The sequence below is a fragment of the Streptomyces sp. NPDC002773 genome (assembly GCF_040295605.1).
In the GTDB taxonomy this organism is placed as follows: Bacteria; Actinomycetota; Actinomycetes; order Streptomycetales; family Streptomycetaceae; genus Streptomyces.
The window spans coordinates 175,428-198,936 of record NZ_JBEOVO010000004.1 but is presented as its reverse complement, the minus strand read 5'-3'; the positions used below and the strand labels follow the sequence as shown (position 1 = coordinate 198,936).

The following is a 23,509-nucleotide window of genomic DNA, read 5'->3' as shown; positions in this document are numbered from 1 at the left end:
GTGCGGGGAGATCGCCAGGGGCGCGTACACGCACGCGCATGACAGCGTGCGCACCGGCGTGAACCGGCGTCTGCTGATCCGCGCCGCATGCGGGCACCCGCCCTCGGGGGACGGCTCAGGAGTCCTCGGCCACGGTCTCGGCGGCGGACGGGGCCGCTCTTCTTCTGCGGTAGACCACCACCCCGCAGACCGCGAGGAGCAGGGCGGCCACGGCGGACACCCCGAGGGCGGTCCGTTCGGCGAAGAGCCTTCCCAGCACTTCGAGCACGCCGAGACCCGCCGTCGCGTAGATCAGCGCCCAGGCCGCTCCGCCCACGAACAGGGCGGGGAGGTAGCGCGGCAGCGGCATGCGCGCGCTGCCCGCGAGGAAGTTGACGGCGGTCTGAAAACCGATGGTCAGGAAGGAGACGGCCACCACCGGCGCGCCCCACCGCTGGATCGCCCGCTCGGCGCGCAGGAACTTCGCCGAGGAGATCCGCCCGGCGAACCTGCTGCGCCGGGCACCGGCGCCGGCCAGCCACCCGACGGCGAACGTCCCTCCGGCGCGGAGCAGGACGATGACGTACAGGGCTCCGGCCGTGAGCACGATCTTGTCCACGACGCCTCCTCCCGGGCGCCGAGCCGGAACCCATGTCCCCCGCACACCCGTCCGCCAGGCAAGGTCAGCCTAACCGACGCGGATACGGCGGATACAGGGCGTCCGTGGTCAGCCGGCTGTCGCCTCTGCCTCCACCTTCGCCGGAAGGGTGGCCGCACGTGCCGCGAGGCCGCGGTGGTAGCGGCGCGGGCCAGTGCCGTGTTCTTTCAGGCGGCGGGCGGCGTCGGTCCGGCCGAGGGCCACGGCACCACTGCCGACCTGTTCTCCCGCCCCGCCCACCCGACCTGTTCTCCCGCCCCGCCCACCCGGTCACCGCGGCCCTGCTGGGAGCGGTGGTGCCCGCGCGTCGGACCTCCTGATCATCTCGTCGAAGCGAGAACGGCCCGCCGGACATCCGGCGGGCCGTTCTGCGCGGGGCGTGAACTCCTACGGTTCGAGCGTTTCGATCAGGACCTCGGTGGCCCCCGCGTCGAGCAGGGCCTGCCTGACCCGTTCCAGGTCCGCGGTCGCGGCCTCTTCGGCCGCGCCCGCGGCCGCGTCCACGTCGAGGCCGTTGTCCCCGACGCTGTCGCACAGCAGCTCCCAGAGGGGGGCGATCTCCCCGTCCGGGCCGGACTCGACGGCGTCCTCGGCCTCGTCGGGGAGGACCACCTCGATCTCCCACCGCTCGTTGCTGAGGAACTGCGGGGTCGAGTTGAAGATGCCCAACGCGTCCGCCGTCCGCTGGGCGACGACGTCGCCGCTCATCCGTCCCAGCACTCTCACACTGAACTGCACGACTGCCTCACTCCTGGTCCGCCGTCACCGACGGTCTCATTGTCCTGCCTCTGCCGGTCCGGGGGTCAGCTGCGCGAATGCTTGTTCATCGCGTTGCGCTGGATGTCCGAGCAGGCCTTGCAGTGCGGCAGCAGGAGCTGGCGTGCCTTGCCCAGCAGCTGCAGCTTCTTGAGCACGGCGTTGGCCGGCCAGTGGTCCGGGATCCAGTTGCCGAGCGTCCTGTTCTTGAACATCCGCTGGGCGTTGTTGACGCTGGTGCCGGGGTCCTTGACTCCGCAGCGGTGGCAGCCGAACCGGTCGCCGATGGCGTTGACGGCCTTGCGGACCGCCTTGCCGAAGCGCTGCGAGGTGCTCGGGGCGAGGACACCCTTGCGGGCGTGCGGTCCCGGGCTGAAGATGCCGTCCCCGCCCCGCAGGCTCTGCGGGATCTTGATCTCGGGAAGGTCGTCGCCGCAGCCGTTGTGGACGAGGAGCTGACCGTCACCCGCGAGGACGTAGTAGTCGTGGACGCCCTCGACGGTGAGGTTGTGCACCCGCTCCTTACGGGTGGTGCGGTCGACCGCGGTGATCTGGATCCAGGTGCCCGAGGCCGCGCGCAGCCACATGCCCGGCTCGAGAGCCGTCGCCGGCACCCACCGTCCGGCGTCCGGCAGCCAGTACTCGTGGCCCGCCGTCGAGGTGATGACGCCGGTCTTCGCGCCGTCGCGGCCGTCGGTGTCGACGGTCAGCGTCACGAGGTCCTTGCGGCCCTCGTGGCTCCGGGTGTCGGTCACCGCGCGGGCGCGGGTGTCGCCGCCCTCCACGTCCGTGGCGAGGACGAGGTCGCCCACCTTCAGCTGGTCGATCGCCCGGGTGGAACCGTCGGCCATGAGGACCTTGGTTCCGGGCACGAAGCTGTTGATCTTGCAGGCGGGTGCCGCGGGTGCGTCCGGCGCGTCCTGCTTGGGCGCCGGGGCGGGGGCGGGGTCCTTCGGCGCCGGCGCGGCCTTCGCCGCGTCCCCGACGTTGTCCGCCGTGCGGGCGGCGTCGCCCGCGGAGTCCATGGCGTCCAGGCCCTTGTCGACGTAGCGGCCCGCCTTGACGGCGGTGGCCCCGTATCCGGCGAACGGAATCGCCGAGGCCATGGAGAGCGCCGCGTCGGTGTAGTTGCCCTCGGCCGCGTACCAGACGCCGTTGGCGACGTCGGCGACCTCACCGACGACCGGGATCAGACCGACGACGTCCAGCGTCGCGTGGCCGATGTCGGACAGGGAGAGCCCGAAGAGGTGTCCGTCGAGTTCGACGAAGCTGATCGGGTTGCCGCCGGCGAAGGCGTACCGGTTGCCGGTGAACGGGTCCGCCGCCAGGCGCATGTCGGCGAGCGCGCCGCCGTACATGTCACGCGTCAGGAAGCGGTTCAGGCCCGGGTCGTAGTTCCGGAAGCCCATGTCGTACGTGTTCGAACCGCCGTCCCAGCGCGCCGCGTTGAAGCGGAACGCGTTGTACGGCTCCTCCCCCTCGGGGGCGGAGGCGTCGGGCTTGTCCGCGCCGGTGAACTGGGCGTCGTCGTTCGAGCCGTAGGCGGTGTAGCCGTACGTGGCCCGGGTGGTGCCGTTGTCCTTGGTGATCGCCTCCACGTCACCGCGAGGGCTGTAGGTGAACTGCGAGTACTCCTTGCCGCCGGTGTCCAGGTGCTTGATCTGGGTGAGCTTCTGCCCCCACGGCGACAGCTGGTAGGACTTGTCGGCCTTGCCGCTCAGCTCCTCGCGGAGGACCTGGTCCTCCATGCCGAGGTAGGTGAACGCGAGCGTCTTGCTCTCGGCACCCGAGGTGGTCTCGGTGACCGTGCGGTCGAAGGGGTCGTAGAGGTAGTCGGTGGTCACGGACGAGGCGCCGGCACCGGAGCGGCTGCGCTTGGTCCGGTCGAAACCGTCGTAGGTGTTCTTCTGGATGGTCTGGCCGCCGGCGGAGATGGTGTCCAGGCGGCCCAGCGGGTCGTAGTTGAAGGTGGAGGTGATGCCGCCGGACGAGGAGGACAGCAGCCGGTTGCGGTCGTAGCGGTGGGTCGTGTCGACGCCTCCGACGGACTGTGCGACGACGTTGCTGTTCGCGTCGTACGTGTAGGTCTCGGTCGCCGAGGAGTCACCGCTCTTGGCGACCTTGGCGACGCGGTCCTGCGGGTCGTAGTCGAAGACGTACGTGTTGTCGATGGTCGCCGCCGGATCGTCGGCGTTCATCAGCTTCAGCGTGTCCTTGGAGCGGTGGCCGTTGGCCGAGTACTCCAGGTCGTGCTGGGCCACGACCGCGCCCGCGGAGGTCTTCTCCAGGGCCTGCTTGACCGATCCGTCCAGGTAGTAGCTCAGGTCGAGCGTGTTCCCGTTCGGTTTGGTCTGCCGCAGCGACTGCCCGCGGGGGGTGTAGGTGAAGGTGGAGATCTGCTGGTTCCCGGCCGTCGCGGAGTCGGCGTTGGTGACCTTGGTGACCAGGTCGCGCGCGTCGTACTCGGTCTTGGACCAGGTGAGGTCGTGCGTCGAGGTGACGGGGTTGCCGTTGGCGTTGTACGTGAGCGCGGTGGTGTTCTTCACCGTGCCCGCGGCGATTTCCTCGACCTTGGAGATGCGGTTGAGTCCGTCGTAGGCGACGCGGTACGTGTCGGTCTTGGCGCCGGGCGAGTTGTCCTTGACCTCGATGAGGTTGCCGTTGACGTCGTAGCGGTAACCGAAGTCCTTCTTCTCAGTGTCGCTCTCGCCGCCGTTGTCACGGACCAGCTTCACCGCGTCGGCGACGACGGTGCCGTTCGCCTTGTCGGTGACGGTGATCTTCTGCGGGCCGTCCTCGACGAAGGCGTAGCTGCCGAGGGAGACCCACTGGCCGGCGCCGGTGCTCTGGTTGACCGTCTTCGTGGCGCTGCCGCCGTCATGGTCGATCGTGAAGGAGGCGTCGGTGGCGGCGCCCGCGACCTGCGGGTGCCGGACGAAGACCTCGTAGGTGCCGTTCTGCGGGATGTTCAGCTGCCACACGAACCGGTCCGCGCCGGTGCCGGCGGGGTGGGTGTGGGTGTCGTAGCCGTAGTTCCCCGGGGCGGTGGTGCGGTTCCAGGTGCCCTGGGAGGTGGTGTTGTGGAAGTCGGAGCTGTCCACGAGGGTGACCGCACGCCCCACCGGGACACCGTCGTCGGAGCGGCCCTTCTCGTTGCCGGACGGATAGAAGTCCCAGGTCATGGTGCGCGACTGGGATCCGCCGGCGGCGGTCAGGGTGTTCTTCGTCTGCTGGCCGAGCTCGTTGTAGTCGTAGGCCGTGGTGATGTCCCACGGGTCCTTGGAGCTCTTCGCCCAGCCGTTGTCGTAGTACGCGTACTCGGTGACGTTGCGGACGGACTGGCCCTCGGACGGCGGGGTGGAGACCTGGAAGAGGTTGCCGACCTCGTCGTAGCTGTAGAAGGTCGTGTCCGGGGTGTGGTAGCGCGGGTCGTCCTTGTCGAAGGGCGAGCGCTCCTCCTTGACGCGGTTGAGCTGGTCGTAGACCGTCTCGGCGACGAAGTCCGTGGTGTCGTCGGTGGTTTCGACGCCCCGCGGGGTGATCGTCCTGGTCGCGTTGCCGACCTGGTCGTACTCGTAGCGGGTGGTGCGGTACAACGTGTTGCCCGAACCGTCCTTGTTCCAGGGCTGCTTGGCCTCGATCAGCGCGCTGCGGGCGTCGTAGGCGGCGAGCGCCTCGTTGCCGTCGGCGTCGGTCGTGCCGATGGTGTTGCCGTCGAGGTCGAAGCGGTCGGAGGTGGATGCCCCGACGGCGTCGGTCGTGGTGACGACTCGGTGGTTGAGGTCGTACGTGAACTTCGTGGTGAAGTCGGCGGGGTCGGCGGTGGCGTTCTTCAGCGGGTCGACGACCTTGAGCACGTTGCCGACGTTGTCGTACGTGGCGGTCGCCTTCTCGCCCTGCGCGTTCACCGTCTCGACGGCCTGGTAGATCTCGTCGTAGCGGTTCGTCGTGGTGAAGTCGCCGGCCGTCGCCGTGACGTTGCCCTGCGGCTCGGTCTCGGTGACGACGTTGCCGACCTTGTCGTACGTGAAGGTCGACTTCCGTTCGGGGTCGGTCGCCACGTCCTTGGGCAGTACCCGCTCGATGAGCTGGTCGCCCTTGTCGTACGCCGAGGTGGAGACGGATCCGTTCGGCGCCGTCACCAGGGTGATGTTGTCGTTGGCGTCGTAGACCGGGGCGGGGGTGGTGATGAAGAGGTTCGCGCTCTGGTCCTTGGGTTCCTTCTTGACCAGCGGGCGGCTGTAGGTGTCGTAGGTCTGCGTGACCTTGGCGCCCTTGGCGTTGACGGCCTCGAGGACGTTGCCGCGGGCGTCGTAGACGAAGGTGGCGGCCTTGCCCAGCGGGTCGGTGATGGTCGCCGGGTAGCCGGTGGGGCCGAAACCGCTGTTGGTGGTGGCGTTGCCGTTGGCGTCGGTCTCCTTGGTCAGCTGACCGAGGGCGTCGTACGCGTAGCGGGTGGTGTAGTCGCCCACCGCGGCGGAGGCGACGCCCTTGGGGTCGGTGACCGAGGTCAGGTTGCCCGAGCCGTCGTAGCCGAACTCCCAGGTACGGCCCTCCGGTGAGGTCTTGCGCCACAGGTCGGCGATGTGGCCGTTCAGTCCGGTCTGGTACTGGAAGGTCTGGGCCGGGGTGCCGTTCTTGTTGGCCTCCGGGTCCTTCTGCTCCAGCGGGTAGCCGGTCTTGGGGTCGTACACCCAGGTGGTGTAGGCGCCGTTGGGCTCCTCCAGACGGGTGACGTTGTTGTCCGCGTCCCAGGACATCTTGGTGATCTGGGATTTGGCGTTGGTGATCCGGGTGGGGCGGCCGTAGCCGTCGTGGACGTAGCCGGTGGCGTGGCCCTCGGCGTCGGTGACCCGGGTGTCGATCACCGAGCCGGCGGTGCCGTCGGGGTCGGTGTAGACGAATCCGGTGGTGCCGCCGAGCCGGTCGGTGATGCTCTGCGCGGCCCAGTGGAACTTCGGGTCGTCGCCCTCGCTCGGGTAGTAGTAGTCGAAGGTGGTCGCGTTGCCGCGCGGGTCGGTGACCTTGACCAGCTTGACGTTCTTGTTGCCCTGGGTGGCGTCGTACACGAAGCGGAACACCTTCGGCTGGGCCGAGCCCGCGCCGTCGGTCAGCTCACCGAGGAGCCCCTTGTCGCTGTAGACGAAGGTGAGTTCGCGGCCGGAGACGTCCCGGACGGACTTCACGTGGTCCACGATCTTGGGGTTGGTGAGGTTGTTGCCGCTCACCTTGGTGCCCGTGTCGTCGATGTGGCTGTACGCCGATCCCTTGGCGTAGTAGTCGACGCTGAGGGTCTGCCGGCCGGCCGGGTCGGTGATGTACCGGAGGAACTTGACCGGCTTGTTGTTGGACTTGCGCTCCTCGTAGGTGAACGTCTGCGTGTTGCCGTTCTTGTCCACCGTCGAGGTGATGTAGCCGTCGCAGTCGAAGAAGAACTTCGTCCGGTCGGGCCGCGTCATGGACCAGGCCTGCGGGTCGCCGTCCGAGGACGGCTTGCAGTCGACGCCCGGCTTCTCCGCCAGCAGGTAGTGGACGCCCGCCGGGGCCTTCCACGTGCCGTCGGTCTGCTTGCGGAAGATGTGCGCCGTGCCGTCGCCGTCGGGCAGCGTCACCTCACGCGGATGGGGGTTGGGGTGGAAGTCGAGCCCCATGCCGAGCCGCAGCGGCGAGGCCAGCTGGGCGGACCAACCGTGGCCGAGGACGGTGTCGGAGGTGTCGAGGGAGTTGTAGGTGAAGCGGGCGAAGGTGGAGACGCCCCGACCGGGGTTGGTGAAGGCGTTGTACGACCAGACGTTGTTGCCCGCGTACAGGTTGTTCATCACGGACGCGCCGGCACCGGTGTTCTTCCCGGTGTACGAGTAGAACTTCTCCATGCCGAGCTGGTTCGACGTCGGGTCCTCGACCGCGACGTTCTGGCGCAGGCCGGGGATGGTGTCGGTGCCCGACATCCAGGTGCCGGTGGTCTTGTTCCGGATGTCCCAGGTGAGCACGTAGTCCGTGCGCTTGTTCCCGGAGCCGGAGTTGATCGGCGTCTTGACCTGGGCCTGGACGGTGACGGTGTCACCGGGCAGGAGGTCGCGCGGCAGCGCCGTCTCGACCTGGTTTCCGCCGGTGGTCGCGTCGGTGCCGTCCGGTAGCGCCCAGGTGTAGGTCAGGGCCTCGTTCGCCGCGCTCAGGACGCGGTCGGTGGTGTTGGTGAGGGTGACCTCGACGGTGTGGGTGTCGCCGGGGATCATGCGGGCGGGGGTCTGCGCCGCGTAGTACGTGGACTCGGTGGTGGAGTCGATGTACGTGACGACGAGCTGCGGGCGCAGCTCCTGCTCCGGTGCCTCGGACGAGAGGAAGAGGGTGCGCTCCTGGGGTCCGGCCTCGTCCGCGAGCTTGACCGTCAGGCCCTTGGCGGAGGCGGGGTCCTTCACCCATCCCTGGGTGAGGGAGGTGGCGTCCCAGTTGTGCCGCGCAGGGTCGTTGGTCAGCTGGGAGACGGTGTCGGCGACGACCGCTCCGTGGTCACCGCCCGCCGTGGTCCAGGCGGTGGCGGCGTCGGCCTTGGCCCAGGTGGCGGTCGCCTCGTCGAACGTCCGGGTGAGCGGCCGCAGTTCGTAGGCGGCGCCGCTGGAGCCGGTGTTGGTGAGCGAACCCCACAGGACGAGCTCGGACTGCATCACCCGGGCGGTCGCCGGGATGTTCAGCGAGGGGAAGCCGAGGACGGCCCGCGTCCTGCCGAAGGTGGCCGAGTTGTTGCCGACGGACAGCCAGTTCTGCCGGACGCCGGTGTCGTCGATGGTGTCGTGCGGTGTGGTGGGCTCGTTCGAGGAGAGCGTGGTGTCCCACTGGCCGCTCTGGAAGATCTTGGTGGTGCGTCCGGCCTTGGGCAGCCGTACGAGCTGGGTGGTGGCCGGGACGATCTGGCCGTCGCTCGTCTTCACGGCGACCATGTAGTAGTACGCGCGGCCGAAGGGCTCCGGGTCCGCGGCCGCCGTCGGGGCGGCGGTGGTGTCGGTGAAGGTCTGCGTGTCCTTGCCGACGGGGGCGACCAGCGTCGAGGCGGAGGGCGTGAACCGCTGGAAGACGCTGCGGTGCACCTGGTACTCGACGATGTCGTCCGAGGTGGCGGTGGAGGGGTCCTGGTAGGCGCCCCAGGCCAGCTCGGCGCCGGTGTCGTGGATGGTCGTCGGAGCCTTGAGGTCGGCGCCGGGGCGGCCGTAGGTGAGGGTGAGCTTCGGGTACGTGGCGGTCTCGCCGCCGTAGCCGAACCGGGCGGCGTGGTAGCGCGGGCCGCCGACGGCGCCGGTCGCCTCGTTCTCCGCCTTGATGACGAAGCCGTGGTTGCTCTGGGTGCCGTCGACCCACGACTGGACGGTGTCGCGGACGGAGAAGCTGTGCCACTTGTTGTACGTGTTGGGCTGCATCACGTCGGTGGCGGGCTTGACGAACCGGGCCGCGTCCGCGACGACGGCGGTCGTGGTGGAGGCCGGGCCGTCGCCGAGGACGAGCTTGCCGGTGGTGCCGGCCGCGAAGTCCCGCGTCCCCAGCGTCTTCCAGACGCCACCGGTGCCGGCGGACTGGTCGACGGTGTACGCCGTGGTGCCGCCGCTGTGCGTCAGCGTGTACGGGGCGTTGGTGGCGCGGTCGGAGGCCGGGACGGAGTGCACGTCGACCCGGTAGGCACCGGATTCGGCGAGCTTGGGCTGCCAGGTGTAGGTGTCACCGGCGACCGTGTCCTTGTTGTAGAGGTAGTCCCGGTTGATCGCGTACTGCGTGAACGCGGTGTTGCCCGAGGCCGGCCAGGCGCCCTTGGCCGCGGTCGTGCCCGCGTCGCCGTCGTCGACGGTGACGGAGTAGGCGGACTGCTCGCCGACCAGGTCCTTGGTGCTGTTCCAGGTCGCCGTCGTCTCGTCCCACGGGCCGGTGGCCCGGTAGGCGCCGAGCGTCACGGCGAGGTTGTTGGCGCTGTGGGTCTGGTCGTAGTAGAGCTGCATCCGGGCCGAGTCGACACGGGTGTTGGCGGGGATGCCGGACAGGTCGTACTTGACCAGGGAGCGGGCGGCACCCGCGGCCGTGCGGCCGGCGGAGAGCCGCCAGGAGTCCTTGAAGTTGGCGGCGGGGTCGTCGGACGTGACCATCACGTCCTGCGACTGGGTGGGCGTCGGCGCGATCGTGATCGTCGGGTCGATCACGACGGGGTACTGGCGCTCGGGGGCGTTCAGCCAGGCCGCGGACGGCTCGAGGGTCAGCTCCCAGCCGCCGCCCTTCCTGGCCAGCCGGGTCGTGACGTCGGTGCTGTACGCGGTCCCGTACGGGGAGGCCGCGTCCTGCTTGGCGTCCGTCATGTACGGCGCGGGGATCACCAGCACCGGATCGGCGGAGGACTCCTTGTGGAAGGCGACCGAGCCGCCGGGGCGCAGGGTGGGCGTGAGCCCGTCCGTGTCCACGGTGAAGGTGTACGCGGGGGCCTTCGCCGGGCGTTCGGTGAGGGTGAGGGTCTCCTTCACCTCGCCCGGGCCGACGCGGTAGGCGAGGTCGGCACCGTTGACGGCGTCGGGGTAGGTGACGTCCGCGCCCTTGGCACGCGGCGCGAGCCGGCCGGCGCCCTTGAGCCCGAAGGTGACGGCCTGACCGCTGCCGGTCTCGACGCGCAGGAGGGAGTCGGGGTCCGAGCCGAACCAACTGCGCGCCGTATTGGCCGAATTGGCGAAGAGGAAGCCCTTCCGGTCGGTGGCGGAGACGGTCGTGTCGATCGTCTTCCAGCCCGCGCCCGACCGGAAGGCGGTCGGTACGGCGGATATCTCCGCCTGGGTGCTGCCGTCCGACATCTGCCAGTAGCGGGCGGTCGGCGTGCGGCGCTCGGCCAACTCCTTTACCCGCTGGGGATTTCGCGCCTTGTCGCCCTGGGGCAGTCGCTCGTTCAGGGACACGGACTCCTGGGGCAGGACGGGTGGATCGCCTTCGTCCTTGTCCCAGTTTTTCAGTCGTTCGCGCCATTCCTTCTCGTCGAACGGTGCGGCCGCTTCCGCGGGCGTGGAAAACGCCACGGGCTGCACCAGCGTACTTATCACCGCGAACGCGGCGACGCCCGACCACAGGCCGGGTCTCGGAATCTTCACTTTCTGCTTCCCATCGACCGAGAGGAGTGCATCGGCGGGTCCGCCCATACGAGGTGAGGTCTAGAGATTGACGGGACGTCATGTCAAGCCACGCGAAATTCCGCCGCAAACACGACAATCGCCCGGTCTCCCGCTATGACTGCTTCGCCCGATCTCTCCGGCTGCTCGCCCCGGCGGCAAGAAATCATGTATAAACGGCCGGTTCCGCATCCGTCCTCGTACCGAAAGCCGAGACAACCCATGCCATCGTCAGAATCCTCGGAGAACGCAGAGCCGGAGACGAACGGAATACGGGAGGGGAATGAGGCGGGCAAGGAGACGACGGGCGTGGATTCGGTGAACTCCGGCATGAATCGGCGCAGCGGCCGCCGGGGTGCCTTGCTCGCCGTGGCCGCCGCTGTCGTTCTGCTGCTGTGCGGAGGTGTCGTCGGCTACGGGGTCCTGGCCGACGAGGAGAAGCCGCCGCCCGCCGCCGCGGAGACGGCCGAGGTCACGTACGAGGTGTCCGGCAACGGCACCGCCGACATCTCGTATCTCGGTGGCGGCGACGCGGGCGAGGCCGTGGTCGAGCAGGGAGTGGTTCTGCCGTGGAAGAAGACCGTAAGGGCTCCGAAGGGTAAGGCTCCCACGGTCGGCGTCGTCCTCGACGCGAAGGGCGGACAGGCCACGTGCGCCCTGGCCGTTCGCGGCCGGCACGTCCAACGTGCCACGGCGACCGGCACGTTCGGCCGGGCCACCTGCACGGGGACGCCGGGCTGAGGGAGCGCAGCCCGGCGCTCCAGGTCCCCCGTGCCGAAACGGCCCGCCGGGGGATCCGACGGGCCGTCACGAGGAGGCGGAGCTGTCCTCGGTCAGCTGGTGGGGAAGTTGTCAGGAGTGCTGATCCGGGCCTTGAGGAGCGCGCCCGATTCGGTCAGCACGTCGCTGCTGCTGTAGTTGCCGCCGTTGCAGGTGCCGGGCTTGAACGCCGCGCTGCTTTCGTTGGCGTCGGAGTACGTCCAGTTCGCGTAGCCGATCTTCAGCTGGTCGAGCAGGTCCAGCCAGGCCGTGGTGCTCGCCCGGTCCATCGCTCCACCGCCGGTGGCGCTCACCGTGCCGAACTCGGTGACGAACAGCGGCAGTCGGGAGGCGGCCCGGCTCAGCGTCGCACGGTAGTTGTCCTTGTGGCTCGCGGCGTAGAAGTGGAACGCGTACATGATGTTGGTGGCGTTGACGGGATTGTTGACGACCTCGCTCTCGTTGGAGCCGTCCGAGACGCCGAGCGAGGACCAGCCGCGGGTGCCGACGATGACGACGGCGTCCGGGTCGGCCGCCCGGATCACCGGGATGACCTGCTCGGCGTAGCTCTTGATGGCCGTCCAGCTCACACCGTTGGGCTCGTTGGCGATCTCGTAGATCACGTGCTTCTTGTCGGCGTTGCGGGCCGCGACGGACGCGAAGAACGTCTTCGCGCGCTCGAGGTTGTAGTTCGGGTCGCCCGGTGTGAGGGTGTGGAAGTCGATCATCGCGTACATGCCGCGGGCCTCGGCCATGTCGACGAGGCTGTTCACCCGGCTGGTGAAGCCCGCCGGGTCGGTCTCGTAGCCGCTCTCCTGCACGTACATGGCGATGCGCAGCAGGTCCGACTTCCAGTCCTTCGCCAGCGCGTCCACGGACGCGGTGTTGTAGCACTTGCTGAACCACTGGATGCCGTGCGTGCTCATCCCGCGCAGCTGTACGGGGCGGTTGTACTGGTTGCACAGGTTCACGCCGCAGACGTGGAGCTTGCCGTTGACGTCCACGGGGGTGCCGGTGCCCGGGACGGGCGGGGGCTCCTCGCCTCCGGGCGGGGGCTCCACGACGGAGCCCGTGCAGGCGACGCCGTTGAGGGTGAACGCCGTGGGCTTCGGGTTGGCGCCGGTGAAGGAGCCCACGAATCCCACGTCGGCCGCCGCGCCGGTGGCCAGCGTGCGGTTCCAGTCGAGACCGGCGGTGGTGACCGTGGAGCCGGACTGCGACCAGGTGGCGTTCCAGCCCTGGACGAGTTTCTGCCCGGTGTCCGGCATGGTGGTCCTGAGCGTCCACCCGGTGAGGGGCTCACCCAGGTTGGTGATCTTCATTGCGGCCTGGAAGCCGCCCTGCCACTGGCTGGTGACCGTGTAGTCGACCTTGCATCCGCCGGCGGCCACCGCCTCGGGGCCGGTCAGGGCCGTGAGACCCAGGGCCGTCGCGCAGGCCGCCAGTAAAGCCGGAAGGCGTCGCTTCATCGCGTTGCTCCTCGTGTGACGTGTCATCGTTGTGCCGGCGTCCCGCAGGCCCGGTCGTTCAGTCGGAAGACCTTCGGGTCGTTCACGAGGCCGGTGGACCGGCCGTTGAAGCCGAACCGCACGGTGCCGCCGGGCGCGAGCCGGGCGTTCCAGCTCAGCGCCTCGGCAGTGACCCGGGGGCCGCTCTGCCGGACCTCGGCGCCCCACGGATCGGTCACCCGCTGCTGGTCGGCGAAGGTCCAGTCGAGCTTCCAGGGCTGGATGGCCGACGCGCCGGTGTTCTTCACCACGACGTGGGTGGTGAAACCGCCGCCCCAGCGCTGCGAGGTGTAGCTGACCTCGCACTGCGCCTTGCGGGGCGCACCGCTCCCCAGATCGTCCACGTAGGACGCGACCCAGACGAGCGGGGCGTTCCAGTTGATGGTGATCTCGTTCGTGGCCCAGGACTCGATGTCGTCGATGTAGCACATCGACGGTGCGCAGCCCTTCAGTTTGGCCTGCGCGACCGGGTCCTGGATGGCGTCGTTCGGACCGCCGGCCAGGGATCCGGGGGCGGGGTTCGGCAGAGCGGGGTCGAGCTGGTTGGCCCAGAACCGGTGGTGCTGGTTGCGCGCGTCCCGCTCGCCGTATCCGGTGACGTAGGACTGGTTCAGCGCGTTGCGGCCCAGCAGGTAGTCCAGCCCGCGCAGCGCGGCGTCCCGGTAGACGGTCCTGCCGGTCAGGTCGTGCGCCGTGCCGAGGACGACCATGTTGTTGGCGACCTGGCTGTTCGAACCCCACACGTAGTGCCCGTCACCGGGCGCGTACGGAAGGCCGTACGCGGCTCCGGCCGAGTCGGCCGCGTAACCGTCGGCGGCTTCGGTCACCATGCCGCGTACCGTCGTGAGCTGGTCGGCGGACAGCCTGCTCGGCACGGTCGCGAGGTTCAGGGCGCCGAGCCCGGCGACCGCCCCCCAGGACATGCCGCCGCGCGGGAAGACCGCGTCGGTGTCACCGTGCAGCGGGGAGCGCAGGACCTCCTGGCGGTACGCGTCCTCGCCGGTGGTGAGGAAGAGCTCCGCCGCCGCCCAGTAGAACTCGTCCCGCACGTCGTCGTCGGGGTAGGCGCCACCGCCCGTGCCGTCCTGGGGATCGGCGAGGACGGCCGGGTGGGCCTTGGCCGCCGTCCACGCCGTTCGCGCGGCCGACCGGCACTGCGCGGCGAAGTCCGCGTCGTAGACCTGGAAGAGCCGGGCGCACTGGGCGGCGGTGGCCGCCAGGTTGAGGGTGGCCGCCGTGGTCGGCGGGTGGAGTTCCCTCGGCTGGGGGTCGCGGTCCGGCCGGGTCGGCAGTCCCGTCCACGCCTTGTCGTGCAGCTTGTGGTGGGCCATGCCGGCCAGCGGCTTCCCGGCGGGCACCTGCATCCGCATCAGGAACTCCAGCTCCCAGCGGGCCTCGTCGAGGATGTCGGGAGTCGCGTTGCCGTGTTCGGGAAGCCGGAGGCGGCCGTCGCCGAGCGGCCCGGCGTCGGCGGTCTCCTCGTACAGGGTCCGCTCGAACGTGGACATCAGCTGAGCGACGGCGATACCGCCGTTGACGACGTACTTGCCGTGGTCGCCGGCGTCGTACCAGCCCCCTGCCGCGTCGAGGCGGTAGTCGCAGACACCCGGCTGGCAGGGCACGTCGTTGTCGCCCTGGTTGGGGCTCACCCCCACATGGCCGGCCGGCCGCGCGTACCGCTCGCCCACGATGTCCGCGTCGATCTCGATGCCGCTGCGGTTGTGGTAGAAGTACGCGAGCGCGTCGGTGCGCAGCGACGCGTACAGGTCGTCGCCGATGGCGAACGGCTCACTCCTCTGCCCCGCCACCGTGACGGTGTAGCCCTCCCCCGGCGTGGTGACCGCGCTGAAGTCGAAGGTGTGGACGTTCTGCCGCGAGGGGGTGTCCACGCTCGCCGGAGTGGTGGTACCGCCGGCGAGGCGCGTCCCGTCGGCCGAGTCGAGCGTCCAGGGCAGCGGGCCGGTCTCGTCGGTGACGAAGGTGCCGCCCTTGGGGCCGTGGGTGAGGTACCCGACCTGGTTGACCCGGACCGGCGATCCTGTGTCCGGTTCGTACGGTGGTGGCGCGGTCCCGCCGCGCAGCGACACGTCGTCGACGCAGAAGGTGAGGGCCTCGGCGCTGCCCCCGATCTGGAAGGCGAGTTGAGCGGCCGTGTGGTCGGCTCCGGCCGTGAAGGTCTCGGTGACGCGTTCGGCGGTCGTCCCGACCGGCTGCACGGTGGAGAGTTCCGTGCTCCACGGTTCGGTCGCCATCTGCACGTTGGCGCGGATGGTGACCGGCGCGGTGGACGTCGCCGTGTAGCTCAGCGTGTACGCCTCGCCCGCGACGAGGGCGAGCCCGTTCTGCCCGACGATGGCGTCCCAGGGATTGGCCGTGCCCGCGGGGACATCGGCGCACAGGCGTCCGTCCACGACCGCGACGGGGCTGTTGGCCGTCGACCACCAGGGGGCGGTGCCCGCGGAGAAGTCCCCGTTGACGATGACCTCGGGCGGGTCGTCCACGGGTGCGGCGGCACCGGCGGGTGTGACCAGGCCGGCGGCCACCATCCCGGCGGTGGCCGCCGCGCCCATCAACACGCTCACGCGTCCGGAGCGGCCCCGGCGGCGGTACGGACGGGGCTGGGGGGAGGAGGGGGGCTGATGTCGCGACACACTGAAGTCCTTTACGGGGAGGGGAAAGGCACGCGGTGACCGGGGCACCGGGTGGTGTCCGGCGGTGCGGCTCAGAGTGGGAGCGCTCCCAATCTCGTGGTCGCGAGATGCGCCGTCAAGCTGTTGGACCGGATTCGCCGCCGCCGCCGGGTTCGCGGGACACCGGCCGCGACGGGTGGCCGCGCCCGGATCGGGCACGGCGACACTCCGCGCCCGCACGGTACCTGACGGACCGTCGGGACATGCGGCACCGCACCCGTCTGGCCGTAGGATCGGGTGTTCTTGGGGGTGGGAGCATGCTGAAGCGAGGTTCCGGCACACCGACGCTGGAGGAAGTGGCGGCCCTTGCCGGAGTGGGGCGGGGCACGGTCTCCCGGGTGATCAACGGCGCGTCGGGCGTCAAGGCGTCCACCCGCCATGCCGTACAGCGCGCCATCGACGAACTGGGTTACGTGCCCAACCTGGCCGCGCGTTCCCTGGCCGGGCGGCGGGCGGGCGCCGTCGCCCTGGTGATGACGAAGTCGGACTGGCGGCTGTTCGGAGAGCCGTTCTTCTCGGAGATCGCGCGGGCGGTCGGCGACGCCTTGGACGAGGCGGGCGTTCAGCTGCTGCTCACCCTCGTCCGCACGGACGCCGAGCGGCAGCGGCTCGTGGAGTACCTCCGCGGCGGCCGGGTCGACGGGGCGCTGCTGATGTCCGTGCGGGCCGAGGACCGGTTGCCGGACATGCTCGCCGACGCCGGCCTGCCCACGGTGCTCCTCGGCAGGCGCTCGGGGGACGAGCGGGTGACCTACGTGGACGCGGACAACGTCGGCGGTGCGCGGGCCGCGGTCGGCCATCTGGTGGGTGGCGGGCGGCAGGTCATCGCCGCGATCACGGGCCCGCCCGAGATGTACGTCGCCCAGTGCAGGCTGCGCGGTTACCGGGAGGCGCTGGGCGACGCCGGGCTCGTCGAGCTGCCGTCCCTGGTCGTGGAGGGCGACTTCACGGAGGCCAGCGGGCGGCGGGCGATGGCCGGGCTCATCGAGCGCCACCCGGAGGTCGACGGCGTCTTCGCCGCGTCGGACAGCATGGCCGCCGGGGCGCTGGCCGCCCTGCGTGCGGCGGGGCGCCGGGTGCCGCAGGACGTGGCGGTGGTCGGCTTCGACGACTTCGAGCTGGCCGAGCAGACGGAGCCGCCGCTGACGACGGTCCGCCAGCCGATGGAGGAGATCGGCCGGACCATGGTGCGGCTGCTCCTCGAGGAGATGGCGCAGCCGGAGGTGGCCTGGCGCCATGTGATCCTGCGGACGCGGTTGGTGGTGCGCGAGTCGGCCTGAGGCGTCTGCGCACGCCACGAAGGCCGCCGTGGCACCAGGTGCGCCCCCCGACCGGCGCCGCCTCGGCCGCCGCGGTACCGGCGCACCCGCCGACCGTCGGCATCACCGGTACCGTCCCGAACCAGCCGTGACGGTTTCGGGAGCGCTCCCAATCGGCTGGCACATGCCGCCGAGCATCGACGACATCTCCTCGCCGTCTCCGGCCTGCCGTTTCGGAATCCGCTCGACGCATCTCTGTCCCGATGGGTTGTCAGAGCAGAGCGCCGCTCTTACAGTCCCCTACGAACCCATGGGTGGGAGCGCTCCCAAATCGTAGACGGTTCGGCGTCCCCGCCGATCCCGCTCCACCGGTCCCCACACAGGCACAGGAGACACCATGGCTCGACGCAGGAAACAACTTGCTTCCCTGGCGGCGGTGTTCGCGACGCTGCTCGGCGGAATCGCCCTGACATTAATGGGCCAGGGCAACGCACAGGCGCATGGCGTGACGATGACGCCGGGATCACGCACCTACCTCTGCTGGCTGGACGCCAAGACCAGCACCGGAGCCCTGGACCCCACCAACCCGGCGTGCAAGGCGGCACTCGCCGAGAGCGGCGCGACCGCGCTGTACAACTGGTTCGCCGTGCTCGACTCCAACGCCGGCGGGCGAGGGCCGGGTTACGTCCCGGACGGGAAGCTGTGCAGCGCCGGTGACCGGTCGCCGTACAACTTCACCGGATACAACGCCGCCCGCTCCGACTGGCCCCGCACGCATCTGACGTCCGGGAAGACGATCCAGATCAAGCACAGCAACTGGGCCGCGCACCCCGGCTCGTTCCGGGTCTACCTGTCCAAGCCCGGCTACTCGCCCAGCACCGAACTCGGCTGGGACGACCTGGATCTCATCGAGACCGTCACCAACCCGCCGCAGACGGGCTCACCGGGCACGGACGGTGGCCACTACTACTGGAATCTGAACCTGCCCTCGGGCCGCTCGGGCGACGCGGTGATGTTCATCCAGTGGGTCCGCTCGGACAGCCAGGAGAACTTCTTCTCCTGCTCCGACATCGTCTTCGACGGCGGCAACGGCGAGGTGACCGGTATCCGCGGCTCGGGCGGCACTCCGACGCCGACACCTACTCCGACCCCTACCCCTACCCCGACGCCGACACCGACCCCGACCCCGACTCCGACGCCCACCGACCCGCACACCGGGTGCATGGCCGTCTACCAGGTGACCAACTCCTGGAGCGGCGGCTTCCAGGGTTCCGTCGAGGTCATGAACCACCACACGACGGCGCGTGACGGCTGGGCCGTGAAGTGGACGCCCGGCGCGGGCACCAGGGTCAGCAGCGTGTGGAACGGTGCGCTGACCACGGGATCCGACGGCACGGTCACGGTCAAGAACCTCGACTACAACCGGACCATCCTGCCGGAGGGCAGCGTCACCTTCGGGTTCACGGCGACCTCGACCGGCAACGACCATCCGGTCGGCTCGATCGGCTGCGTCAACCCGTAGCCGCTCATGGAAGCCGCGCCGGTTCCCGCCCTCGCGCGGGAACCGGCGCGGGACGCGGGTGGGTCGTGGTCCGCCCTCCGATGCCGGAGCCCGGGTCAGGCAAGCCGTCTGCCGAGGTGGAAGAAGTCCACGTACAGGTCCAGCTGCTGGGCCAACATCGCGGCACCGTAGTGGACCACGAGGCCTCGCGTCTCGGCAGTTCGCAAGAGCGCCGTGCGGCGGGGCTTCATCACGATGTCGACCACCACCGTGCTGGGGGGCAGGAGGGCCGGCTCGAAGGGCAGGGGATCCTCGGGGCGCATGCCCAGCGGGGTCGCGTTCACCGCGAGATCCGCCGCCACGGGGCCCGCGGCGCTGTGGAGGCGCCCGGGGAAGTGCGGTGACAGCCGTTTGAGAAGGGTGTGCACCCGGTGCTCGTCCAGGTCGGTGACGGTGACTTCGGCACCGGCCGACAGCAGCGAGACGATGATGGCACTGCCCGCCCCTCCCGCGCCCAGGACCCAGACGTGCCGGCCCCCCGGTTCGTGTCCTGCGGAGCGCAGTCCGCGGACGAAGCCCTCGCCGTCGAAGTTGTCGGCCAGCCATCGGCCGTCCGGGGTCCGGCGCATGGCGTTCGTGCCGTCGCTGAGCGCCGCCGCGGCACTCACCTCGTCGGCCAGGTCCAGGGCGGCCCTCTTGTGCGGCACGGTGACGAGCAGTCCGTCGACGTTCCCGCTGCTCTGCAGTCCCCGGACCACGGAGGTGAGTGCCGCCGGTGTCGCGTGCACCGGCACCAGCACCGCGTCGATGCCGAGCCGGGCGAACAGCGGGTTCATCATCGTGGGAGCCTGCACCTGCTCGACCGGGTCTCCGATCACGGCGAACAACCGGGTCCTGCCGGTGATGTGCTGGTGTTCCGTCGTCACGCCGAACCCTCCGACATCTTCAGGTCAGATCGCGTGTGCCCGAGCCTCAGGAACCCTAGCCACGAGCGGCCGGCGGAGCAACGGGCCCCGTGTGACACGGGTAGGGTGAGCGGCAGAAGCGGGTCCGACCGGTCGGGCGAGCCAGGGTGAGGCGAGACGGGTTGAGTTTCTCTGACGGGCCCCGGCGCGGCGCCGGGTCGGGGCGGCGGTTCCATGACACCCGGATGCTGGACGTGCGGGTCTCCGAGGTGCGTGATGTCGTCCCGGGTATACGGGAGCTGACCCTCACGGGGCCGACGCTCAGGGTCATGCGCAGCAAACCGGGCGCACACCTGCCGCTCGAGGTACCGGACGCGGACGGCGTGCCGCGGCTTCGGACGTACTCCGTGTGGGCGCACGACCCGTCGCGCGCCACGCTGACGCTGCGGATCGCACTCCACCGGCCGGGCGGGCCGGGCAGCCGGTGGGCGGGTTCCGTGGCGGCGGGAGACCGGACCCGGGTGGGGACGCCGCGCAATCGGATCACGCTGGATCCCAAAGCCCGCCACCACGTCTTCATCGGCGAGGAGACCGGAGCCGTCCCGCTGCTGACCATGCTGGCCGCGCTGCCCGCCGGCGCGGCGGCCCACGGGGTACTGGAGACGACCGGACCCGAGGGTGAGTTTTCGGCCCCGTACGGTCCGCGCGGTATTCCCTGGGTGCACCGGGGCCGTGCCTCCGCCGTGGGGTCGCGGGTGCTGCTGGAGGCCGTACGACGGCTGGAGTTGCCGCCCGGGCCGGGAGTCGCCTATGTCGCGGGTGAGGCGACGACCTGCCGGGCCGTGGTGCGCCATCTGTGCGGTGTACGGGCCTGGCCCCGCTACGCGGTACGGACCCAGGTGCACTGGGCGGCCGACCGCACCGGCATCATCTGACGCCGGTGGCGGGGCGACAGTCTCGGCCACGGCCGCCTGAGGCCCTCTCGCGTGGGATCGGCGCGAGCGTTATAAACAACGCATGACGCGTACACGGCAGTCAGGGGCGGTGTGGCGCATCCCCGTCGCGCTGGGAGCTCGCTCCTACTCCGTCCACATCGGCCCGGGTGTCAGCGGCCTGCTCGCCGGACTGGTCCGGGACCTCGGCGCGCGGCGGGCCGCCGTGGTCTCCTCCCGGCCACCGGACGAGACGCCGGACCCGGGAGTTCCGGCGCTCCGGGTGCCGCTGGCGGACGGAGAGGACAACAAGACGTTCGCCGCGGTGGAACGGCTGTGCGGCGCGTTCGCCGACTTCGGGCTCACCCGCGGTGACGTGGTCGTCTCCTGCGGCGGCGGCACCACCACCGACATCGTCGGTCTCGCGGCCGCGCTCTACCACCGTGGCGTACCCGTGATCCATGTGCCCACCACTCTGCTCGCCCAGGTCGACGCGAGCGTCGGGGGCAAGACCGCGGCGAACCTGCCGCAGGGCAAGAACCTCGTCGGCGCCTACTGGCAGCCCGCGGCGGTTCTCTGCGACACCGACTACCTGCGGACCCTGCCCGAGCGCGAGTGGCGCAACGGCTACGGTGAGATCGCCCGCTCCCACTTCATCGGAGCCGGAGACCTGCGCGGGCTGCCGGTCGCCGAGCAGATCGCCGCCGGCGTACGGCTCAAGGCCTCGGTGGTGTCCGCCGACGAACACGACGCGGGCCTGCGGCACATCCTGAACTACGGCCATACGCTGGGACACGCGCTGGAGCGGGCCACGGACTACGGGCTGCGGCACGGCGAGTGCGTGGCGATCGGCACCGTGTTCGCGGGTCGGCTCTCCGGTGCCCTCGGGCGGATCGGCGCCGACCGGGTCGCGGAGCACGAAGAGGTCGTACGTGCCTACGGGTTGCCCTGCGCGCTGCCCGCGGGGGTGGACGCAGCCGACCTGGTCCCGCTCCTGCGGCTCGACAAGAAGGCGACGCGGGGACTGAGCTTCGTACTCGACGGGAAGGAGGGTGTGGAGCTGGTGCAGGACGTCCCGGAGGCCGAGGTCCGCCGCACCCTCGCCGGCATGCCCCGGGAGGGCCGGCCCTGACGCCGTCGGGCGGGGACGGCAGTCGGACGATCGGAGGGCGGACCAGTATGGAACGGCGCATCCTCGGCGGGACCGGGATATCGGTCAGCGAACTGGCGCTGGGCACCATGATGTTCGGGTCGTGGGGCAACCCGGACCGGCAGGAGGCACGGAAGGTCATCGGAATGGCCCTGGACGCCGGGGTCAACCTGGTCGACACGGCCGACATCTACGGCGAGGGCGGCACCGAGGAGATCGTCGGCGAGGCGCTGAGGGGCCGTCGCGACGACGTGGTCCTGGCCACCAAGTTCCACGGGCCGATGGGGCCGGACCCCAACCACCGCGGAAACTCCCGGCGATGGATCACGCGGGCCGTCGAGGACAGCCTGCGGCGGCTCGGCACCGAACACATCGACCTCTACCAGGTGCACGGGGTCGACCCGGACACCGACATCGACGAGACGCTCTCCGCCCTGTCGGACCTGGTGAGGGCGGGCAAGGTACGGGCGATCGGCACGTCGAACTTCCCGGCCGACCAGCTGGTCGAAGCGCGCTGGGCCGCCGAGCGCCGGGGCCATGTCCACCTGCGCTCCGAGCAGCCCGCGTACTCCATCCTCAGCCGGAGCGTGGAGATGCACGTGCTGCCGACCGCGCAGCGGCACGGCATGGGCGTCCTGGCCTGGGGGCCGCTGAGCGCCGGCTGGCTCTCGGACGTCGACGCCACACCCGGCAAGGGCCGTACGGTGCTCGAACCGCGGCGGTTCGATCCCGGCGTACCCGCGAACGCCGTCAAGGCCCGGGCGGTGGCCCGGCTCCGCGAGCTCGCCGCCGAAGCCGGGATGCCGCTGACCCACCTGGCCCTGGCCTTCGTCCAGGCCCACCCGGCCGTCACCTCGGTGATCATCGGTCCGCGGACCGCGGACCAGCTCTCCGACCTGCTGGCCGGTGCCGGGAAGGTTCTGGACGACGAGGTCCTCGACCGGATCGACGAGATCGTGCCGCCCGGCAGCGACCTCAACCCGGCCGACAACCACGCCGTCCGGGGGCTGCTGGCCGACGCCGCGCGGCGCCGCCGTCCCACCCCCCGGCGGAACGCACGGGGGTAAGCCCGGCACTGCCCCCCTCGGCCGTTCAGGCCGGAGGGGCCGCGCCGGGCTCCCGTGTGTCCGCGGGGCTCAGGTCCGGACGGTCTCCAGGATGCGCAGGTCGCCGCCGACCGGGATGCTCCGCCGGACCCGCAGGCCCGCCCGCTCGGCCAGGGTCCGGTAGTCCGACTCCGGTCGGTCCTGGCCACCGACCAGCACCGTCAGCAGCAGCCCCCGGAACAGCGCCTCCTGGTCGGATTCCTCGTCCACCACGCTCTCGATGATCAACAGCGGCACGCCGGGGCGCATGGCCTCGCGGATCCGGCCCAGTATGCGCACGATGGTGTCGTCGTCCCAGTCGTGCAGCGCGCGCTTGATCGTGTACAGGTCCGCCCCGGCCGGTATCTCCTCGAAGAAGTCCCCGGCGACGGTCTCGTAGCGTCCGTCGACGCCCGCCTTGGCCAGGAGCTCCTCGGCCAGCGGCACGATCTCCGGGCGCTCCAGGATCGTGCCGCGGACCGTCGGGTGCGCGGCGAGGATCGCGGCCAGGAGGCTGCCGAGCCCACCGGCGACATCGACGACGCGCCCCGCCGCCGAGAAGTCGTAGGCGCTCGCGATGCCGGCGCTCTCGGACTCCGAGACCGTGCTCATCGCCGCGTTGAACCGCTGCTTGGCGTCCGGGTCGTTCTTCGTCAGCTCCCAGAACGAGGTGCCGTTGGCCTTCTCGAAGGACGACTCGCCGGTGCGTACCGTGTGCAGCAGGTCGCCCCAGGCCGCCCAGTGCCAGTCGGCCGCCATGAAGCGGGCGTCGGCCGACTCCGGATTGCGCGGCTCGCTCACCAGCACCGCCGACAGCGGCGTCTGGGCGTAGGTCCGTCCGTCCGGCAGCCGCCGGAACACCCCGAACGTGCTCAGGGCGCGCAGGAGCCGGCCCAGGGTGGGAGCGTGTGCCCCGGTGCGCTCGGCGAGTTCGGCCACCGTGAGCTCGCCCTCGGCCAGCAGGTCGGGGACGCCCAGTTCGGCGGCGACATGAACGGCCCTCGCCCGCCACGCCCCTTGGAGCACTGCCATCATCTGCCGGTTGGCGCTCTGATCCACGGTCTCGATGGGCTCGGTCATGAGGTCTCCGCAATCGTCGTCGGGTGGGATCGGCTGAGCAGAGCGGGGCGGCGCGCGGCCGCCGGGGTCCTGCCGGGCGGCTCTGGGGCGTGCCCGGCGGATCATGGCAGGGGTCGCGACGC

General features: G+C 70.6%; 13 protein-coding genes. 6 read left to right on the top strand and 7 right to left on the bottom strand.

The genetic code is table 11. From position 1 onward, the window contains the following. Positions 1-115: 115 nt before the first annotated feature. From ABT034_RS07855 to ABT034_RS07845, 3 genes are all read right to left on the bottom strand, one after another. Positions 116-598, bottom strand: a complete 483-nt coding sequence (locus ABT034_RS07855; RefSeq protein WP_351212417.1) for a DedA family protein — start codon at positions 596-598, stop codon at positions 116-118. Positions 599-1,024: 426 nt separating this feature from the next. Then, positions 1,025-1,375 carry a hypothetical protein gene (locus tag ABT034_RS07850; protein WP_351212415.1) on the bottom strand — a complete coding sequence of 117 codons (351 nt, stop codon included), beginning with the start codon at positions 1,373-1,375 and terminating at the stop codon, positions 1,025-1,027. 65 nt (positions 1,376-1,440) lie between these two features. Next, positions 1,441-10,428 (bottom strand): golvesin C-terminal-like domain-containing protein, encoded by an 8,988-nt coding sequence (locus ABT034_RS07845; RefSeq protein WP_351212414.1) that lies wholly within the window; start codon positions 10,426-10,428, stop codon positions 1,441-1,443. 399 nt (positions 10,429-10,827) lie between these two features. Between ABT034_RS07845 and ABT034_RS07840 the strand changes: the two genes are divergently transcribed. Beyond that, on the top strand, positions 10,828-11,259 hold the full coding sequence (locus tag ABT034_RS07840; protein WP_351212412.1) for an MmpS family transport accessory protein: 432 nt from the start codon (positions 10,828-10,830) through the stop codon (positions 11,257-11,259). Between the two features lie 92 nt (positions 11,260-11,351). On the opposite strand, the gene ABT034_RS07835 is transcribed toward ABT034_RS07840, so the two are convergent. Together ABT034_RS07835 and ABT034_RS07830 are read right to left on the bottom strand one after the other, a co-directional pair. Continuing rightward, a complete protein-coding gene (locus ABT034_RS07835) occupies positions 11,352-12,746 on the bottom strand; it encodes a cellulase family glycosylhydrolase (RefSeq protein ID WP_351212410.1) in 1,395 nt (464 codons plus the stop codon). Positions 12,747-12,769: 23 nt separating this feature from the next. Beyond that, positions 12,770-15,355: a glycoside hydrolase family 9 protein gene (locus tag ABT034_RS07830; RefSeq protein WP_502972842.1), complete on the bottom strand. Its 2,586-nt coding sequence runs from the start codon at positions 15,353-15,355 to the stop codon at positions 12,770-12,772. 377 nt (positions 15,356-15,732) lie between these two features. On the opposite strand from ABT034_RS07830, the gene ABT034_RS07825 reads away from it, so the two are divergent. Beyond that, the gene (locus tag ABT034_RS07825) at positions 15,733-16,755 is read left to right on the top strand and encodes a LacI family DNA-binding transcriptional regulator (protein ID WP_351212408.1); all 1,023 of its coding nucleotides are present in this window, start codon (positions 15,733-15,735) and stop codon (positions 16,753-16,755) included. Between the two features lie 376 nt (positions 16,756-17,131). Further along, a complete protein-coding gene (locus tag ABT034_RS07820; RefSeq protein WP_351212406.1) occupies positions 17,132-18,256 on the top strand; it encodes a lytic polysaccharide monooxygenase in 1,125 nt (374 codons plus the stop codon). A 95-nt stretch (positions 18,257-18,351) separates the two neighbouring features. Here ABT034_RS07820 and ABT034_RS07815 read toward each other — a convergent pair whose 3' ends face one another. Further along, positions 18,352-19,161: a shikimate dehydrogenase family protein gene (locus ABT034_RS07815; RefSeq protein ID WP_351212404.1), complete on the bottom strand. Its 810-nt coding sequence runs from the start codon at positions 19,159-19,161 to the stop codon at positions 18,352-18,354. A 308-nt stretch (positions 19,162-19,469) separates the two neighbouring features. Between ABT034_RS07815 and ABT034_RS07810 the strand changes: the two genes are divergently transcribed. The 3 genes from ABT034_RS07810 (at position 19,470) to ABT034_RS07800 (ending at position 22,289) form a co-directional block, all read left to right on the top strand. After that, complete coding sequence (locus tag ABT034_RS07810) at positions 19,470-20,075, top strand: siderophore-interacting protein (RefSeq protein WP_351212400.1); 606 nt, start codon at positions 19,470-19,472, stop codon at positions 20,073-20,075. An 82-nt stretch (positions 20,076-20,157) separates the two neighbouring features. Continuing rightward, entirely contained in the window at positions 20,158-21,204 is a 1,047-nt protein-coding gene (locus ABT034_RS07805) for a 3-dehydroquinate synthase family protein (protein ID WP_351212398.1), read from the top strand. A 47-nt stretch (positions 21,205-21,251) separates the two neighbouring features. After that, a complete protein-coding gene (locus tag ABT034_RS07800; RefSeq protein ID WP_351212396.1) occupies positions 21,252-22,289 on the top strand; it encodes an aldo/keto reductase in 1,038 nt (345 codons plus the stop codon). 69 nt (positions 22,290-22,358) lie between these two features. Here the strand turns inward: ABT034_RS07800 and ABT034_RS07795 are convergent, their stop codons facing one another. Then, positions 22,359-23,387, bottom strand: a complete 1,029-nt coding sequence (locus ABT034_RS07795) for a methyltransferase (protein WP_351212394.1) — start codon at positions 23,385-23,387, stop codon at positions 22,359-22,361. Positions 23,388-23,509 lie beyond the last annotated feature (122 nt).

What these genes read in the sequence shown, in the direction of transcription:
- ABT034_RS07835 (WP_351212410.1), bottom strand. Translation starts at nt 12,746, where the DNA reads ATGAAGCGACGCCTTCCGGCTTTACTGGCGGCCTGCGCGACGGCCCTG.
- ABT034_RS07830 (WP_502972842.1), bottom strand. Translation starts at nt 15,355, where the DNA reads ATGGGCGCGGCGGCCACCGCCGGGATGGTGGCCGCCGGCCTGGTCACA.
- ABT034_RS07825 (WP_351212408.1), top strand. Translation starts at nt 15,733, where the DNA reads ATGCTGAAGCGAGGTTCCGGCACACCGACGCTGGAGGAAGTGGCGGCC.
- ABT034_RS07820 (WP_351212406.1), top strand. Translation starts at nt 17,132, where the DNA reads ATGGCTCGACGCAGGAAACAACTTGCTTCCCTGGCGGCGGTGTTCGCG.
- ABT034_RS07810 (WP_351212400.1), top strand. Translation starts at nt 19,470, where the DNA reads ATGCGCAGCAAACCGGGCGCACACCTGCCGCTCGAGGTACCGGACGCG.
- ABT034_RS07805 (WP_351212398.1), top strand. Translation starts at nt 20,158, where the DNA reads ATGACGCGTACACGGCAGTCAGGGGCGGTGTGGCGCATCCCCGTCGCG.
- ABT034_RS07800 (WP_351212396.1), top strand. Translation starts at nt 21,252, where the DNA reads ATGGAACGGCGCATCCTCGGCGGGACCGGGATATCGGTCAGCGAACTG.
- ABT034_RS07795 (WP_351212394.1), bottom strand. Translation starts at nt 23,387, where the DNA reads ATGACCGAGCCCATCGAGACCGTGGATCAGAGCGCCAACCGGCAGATG.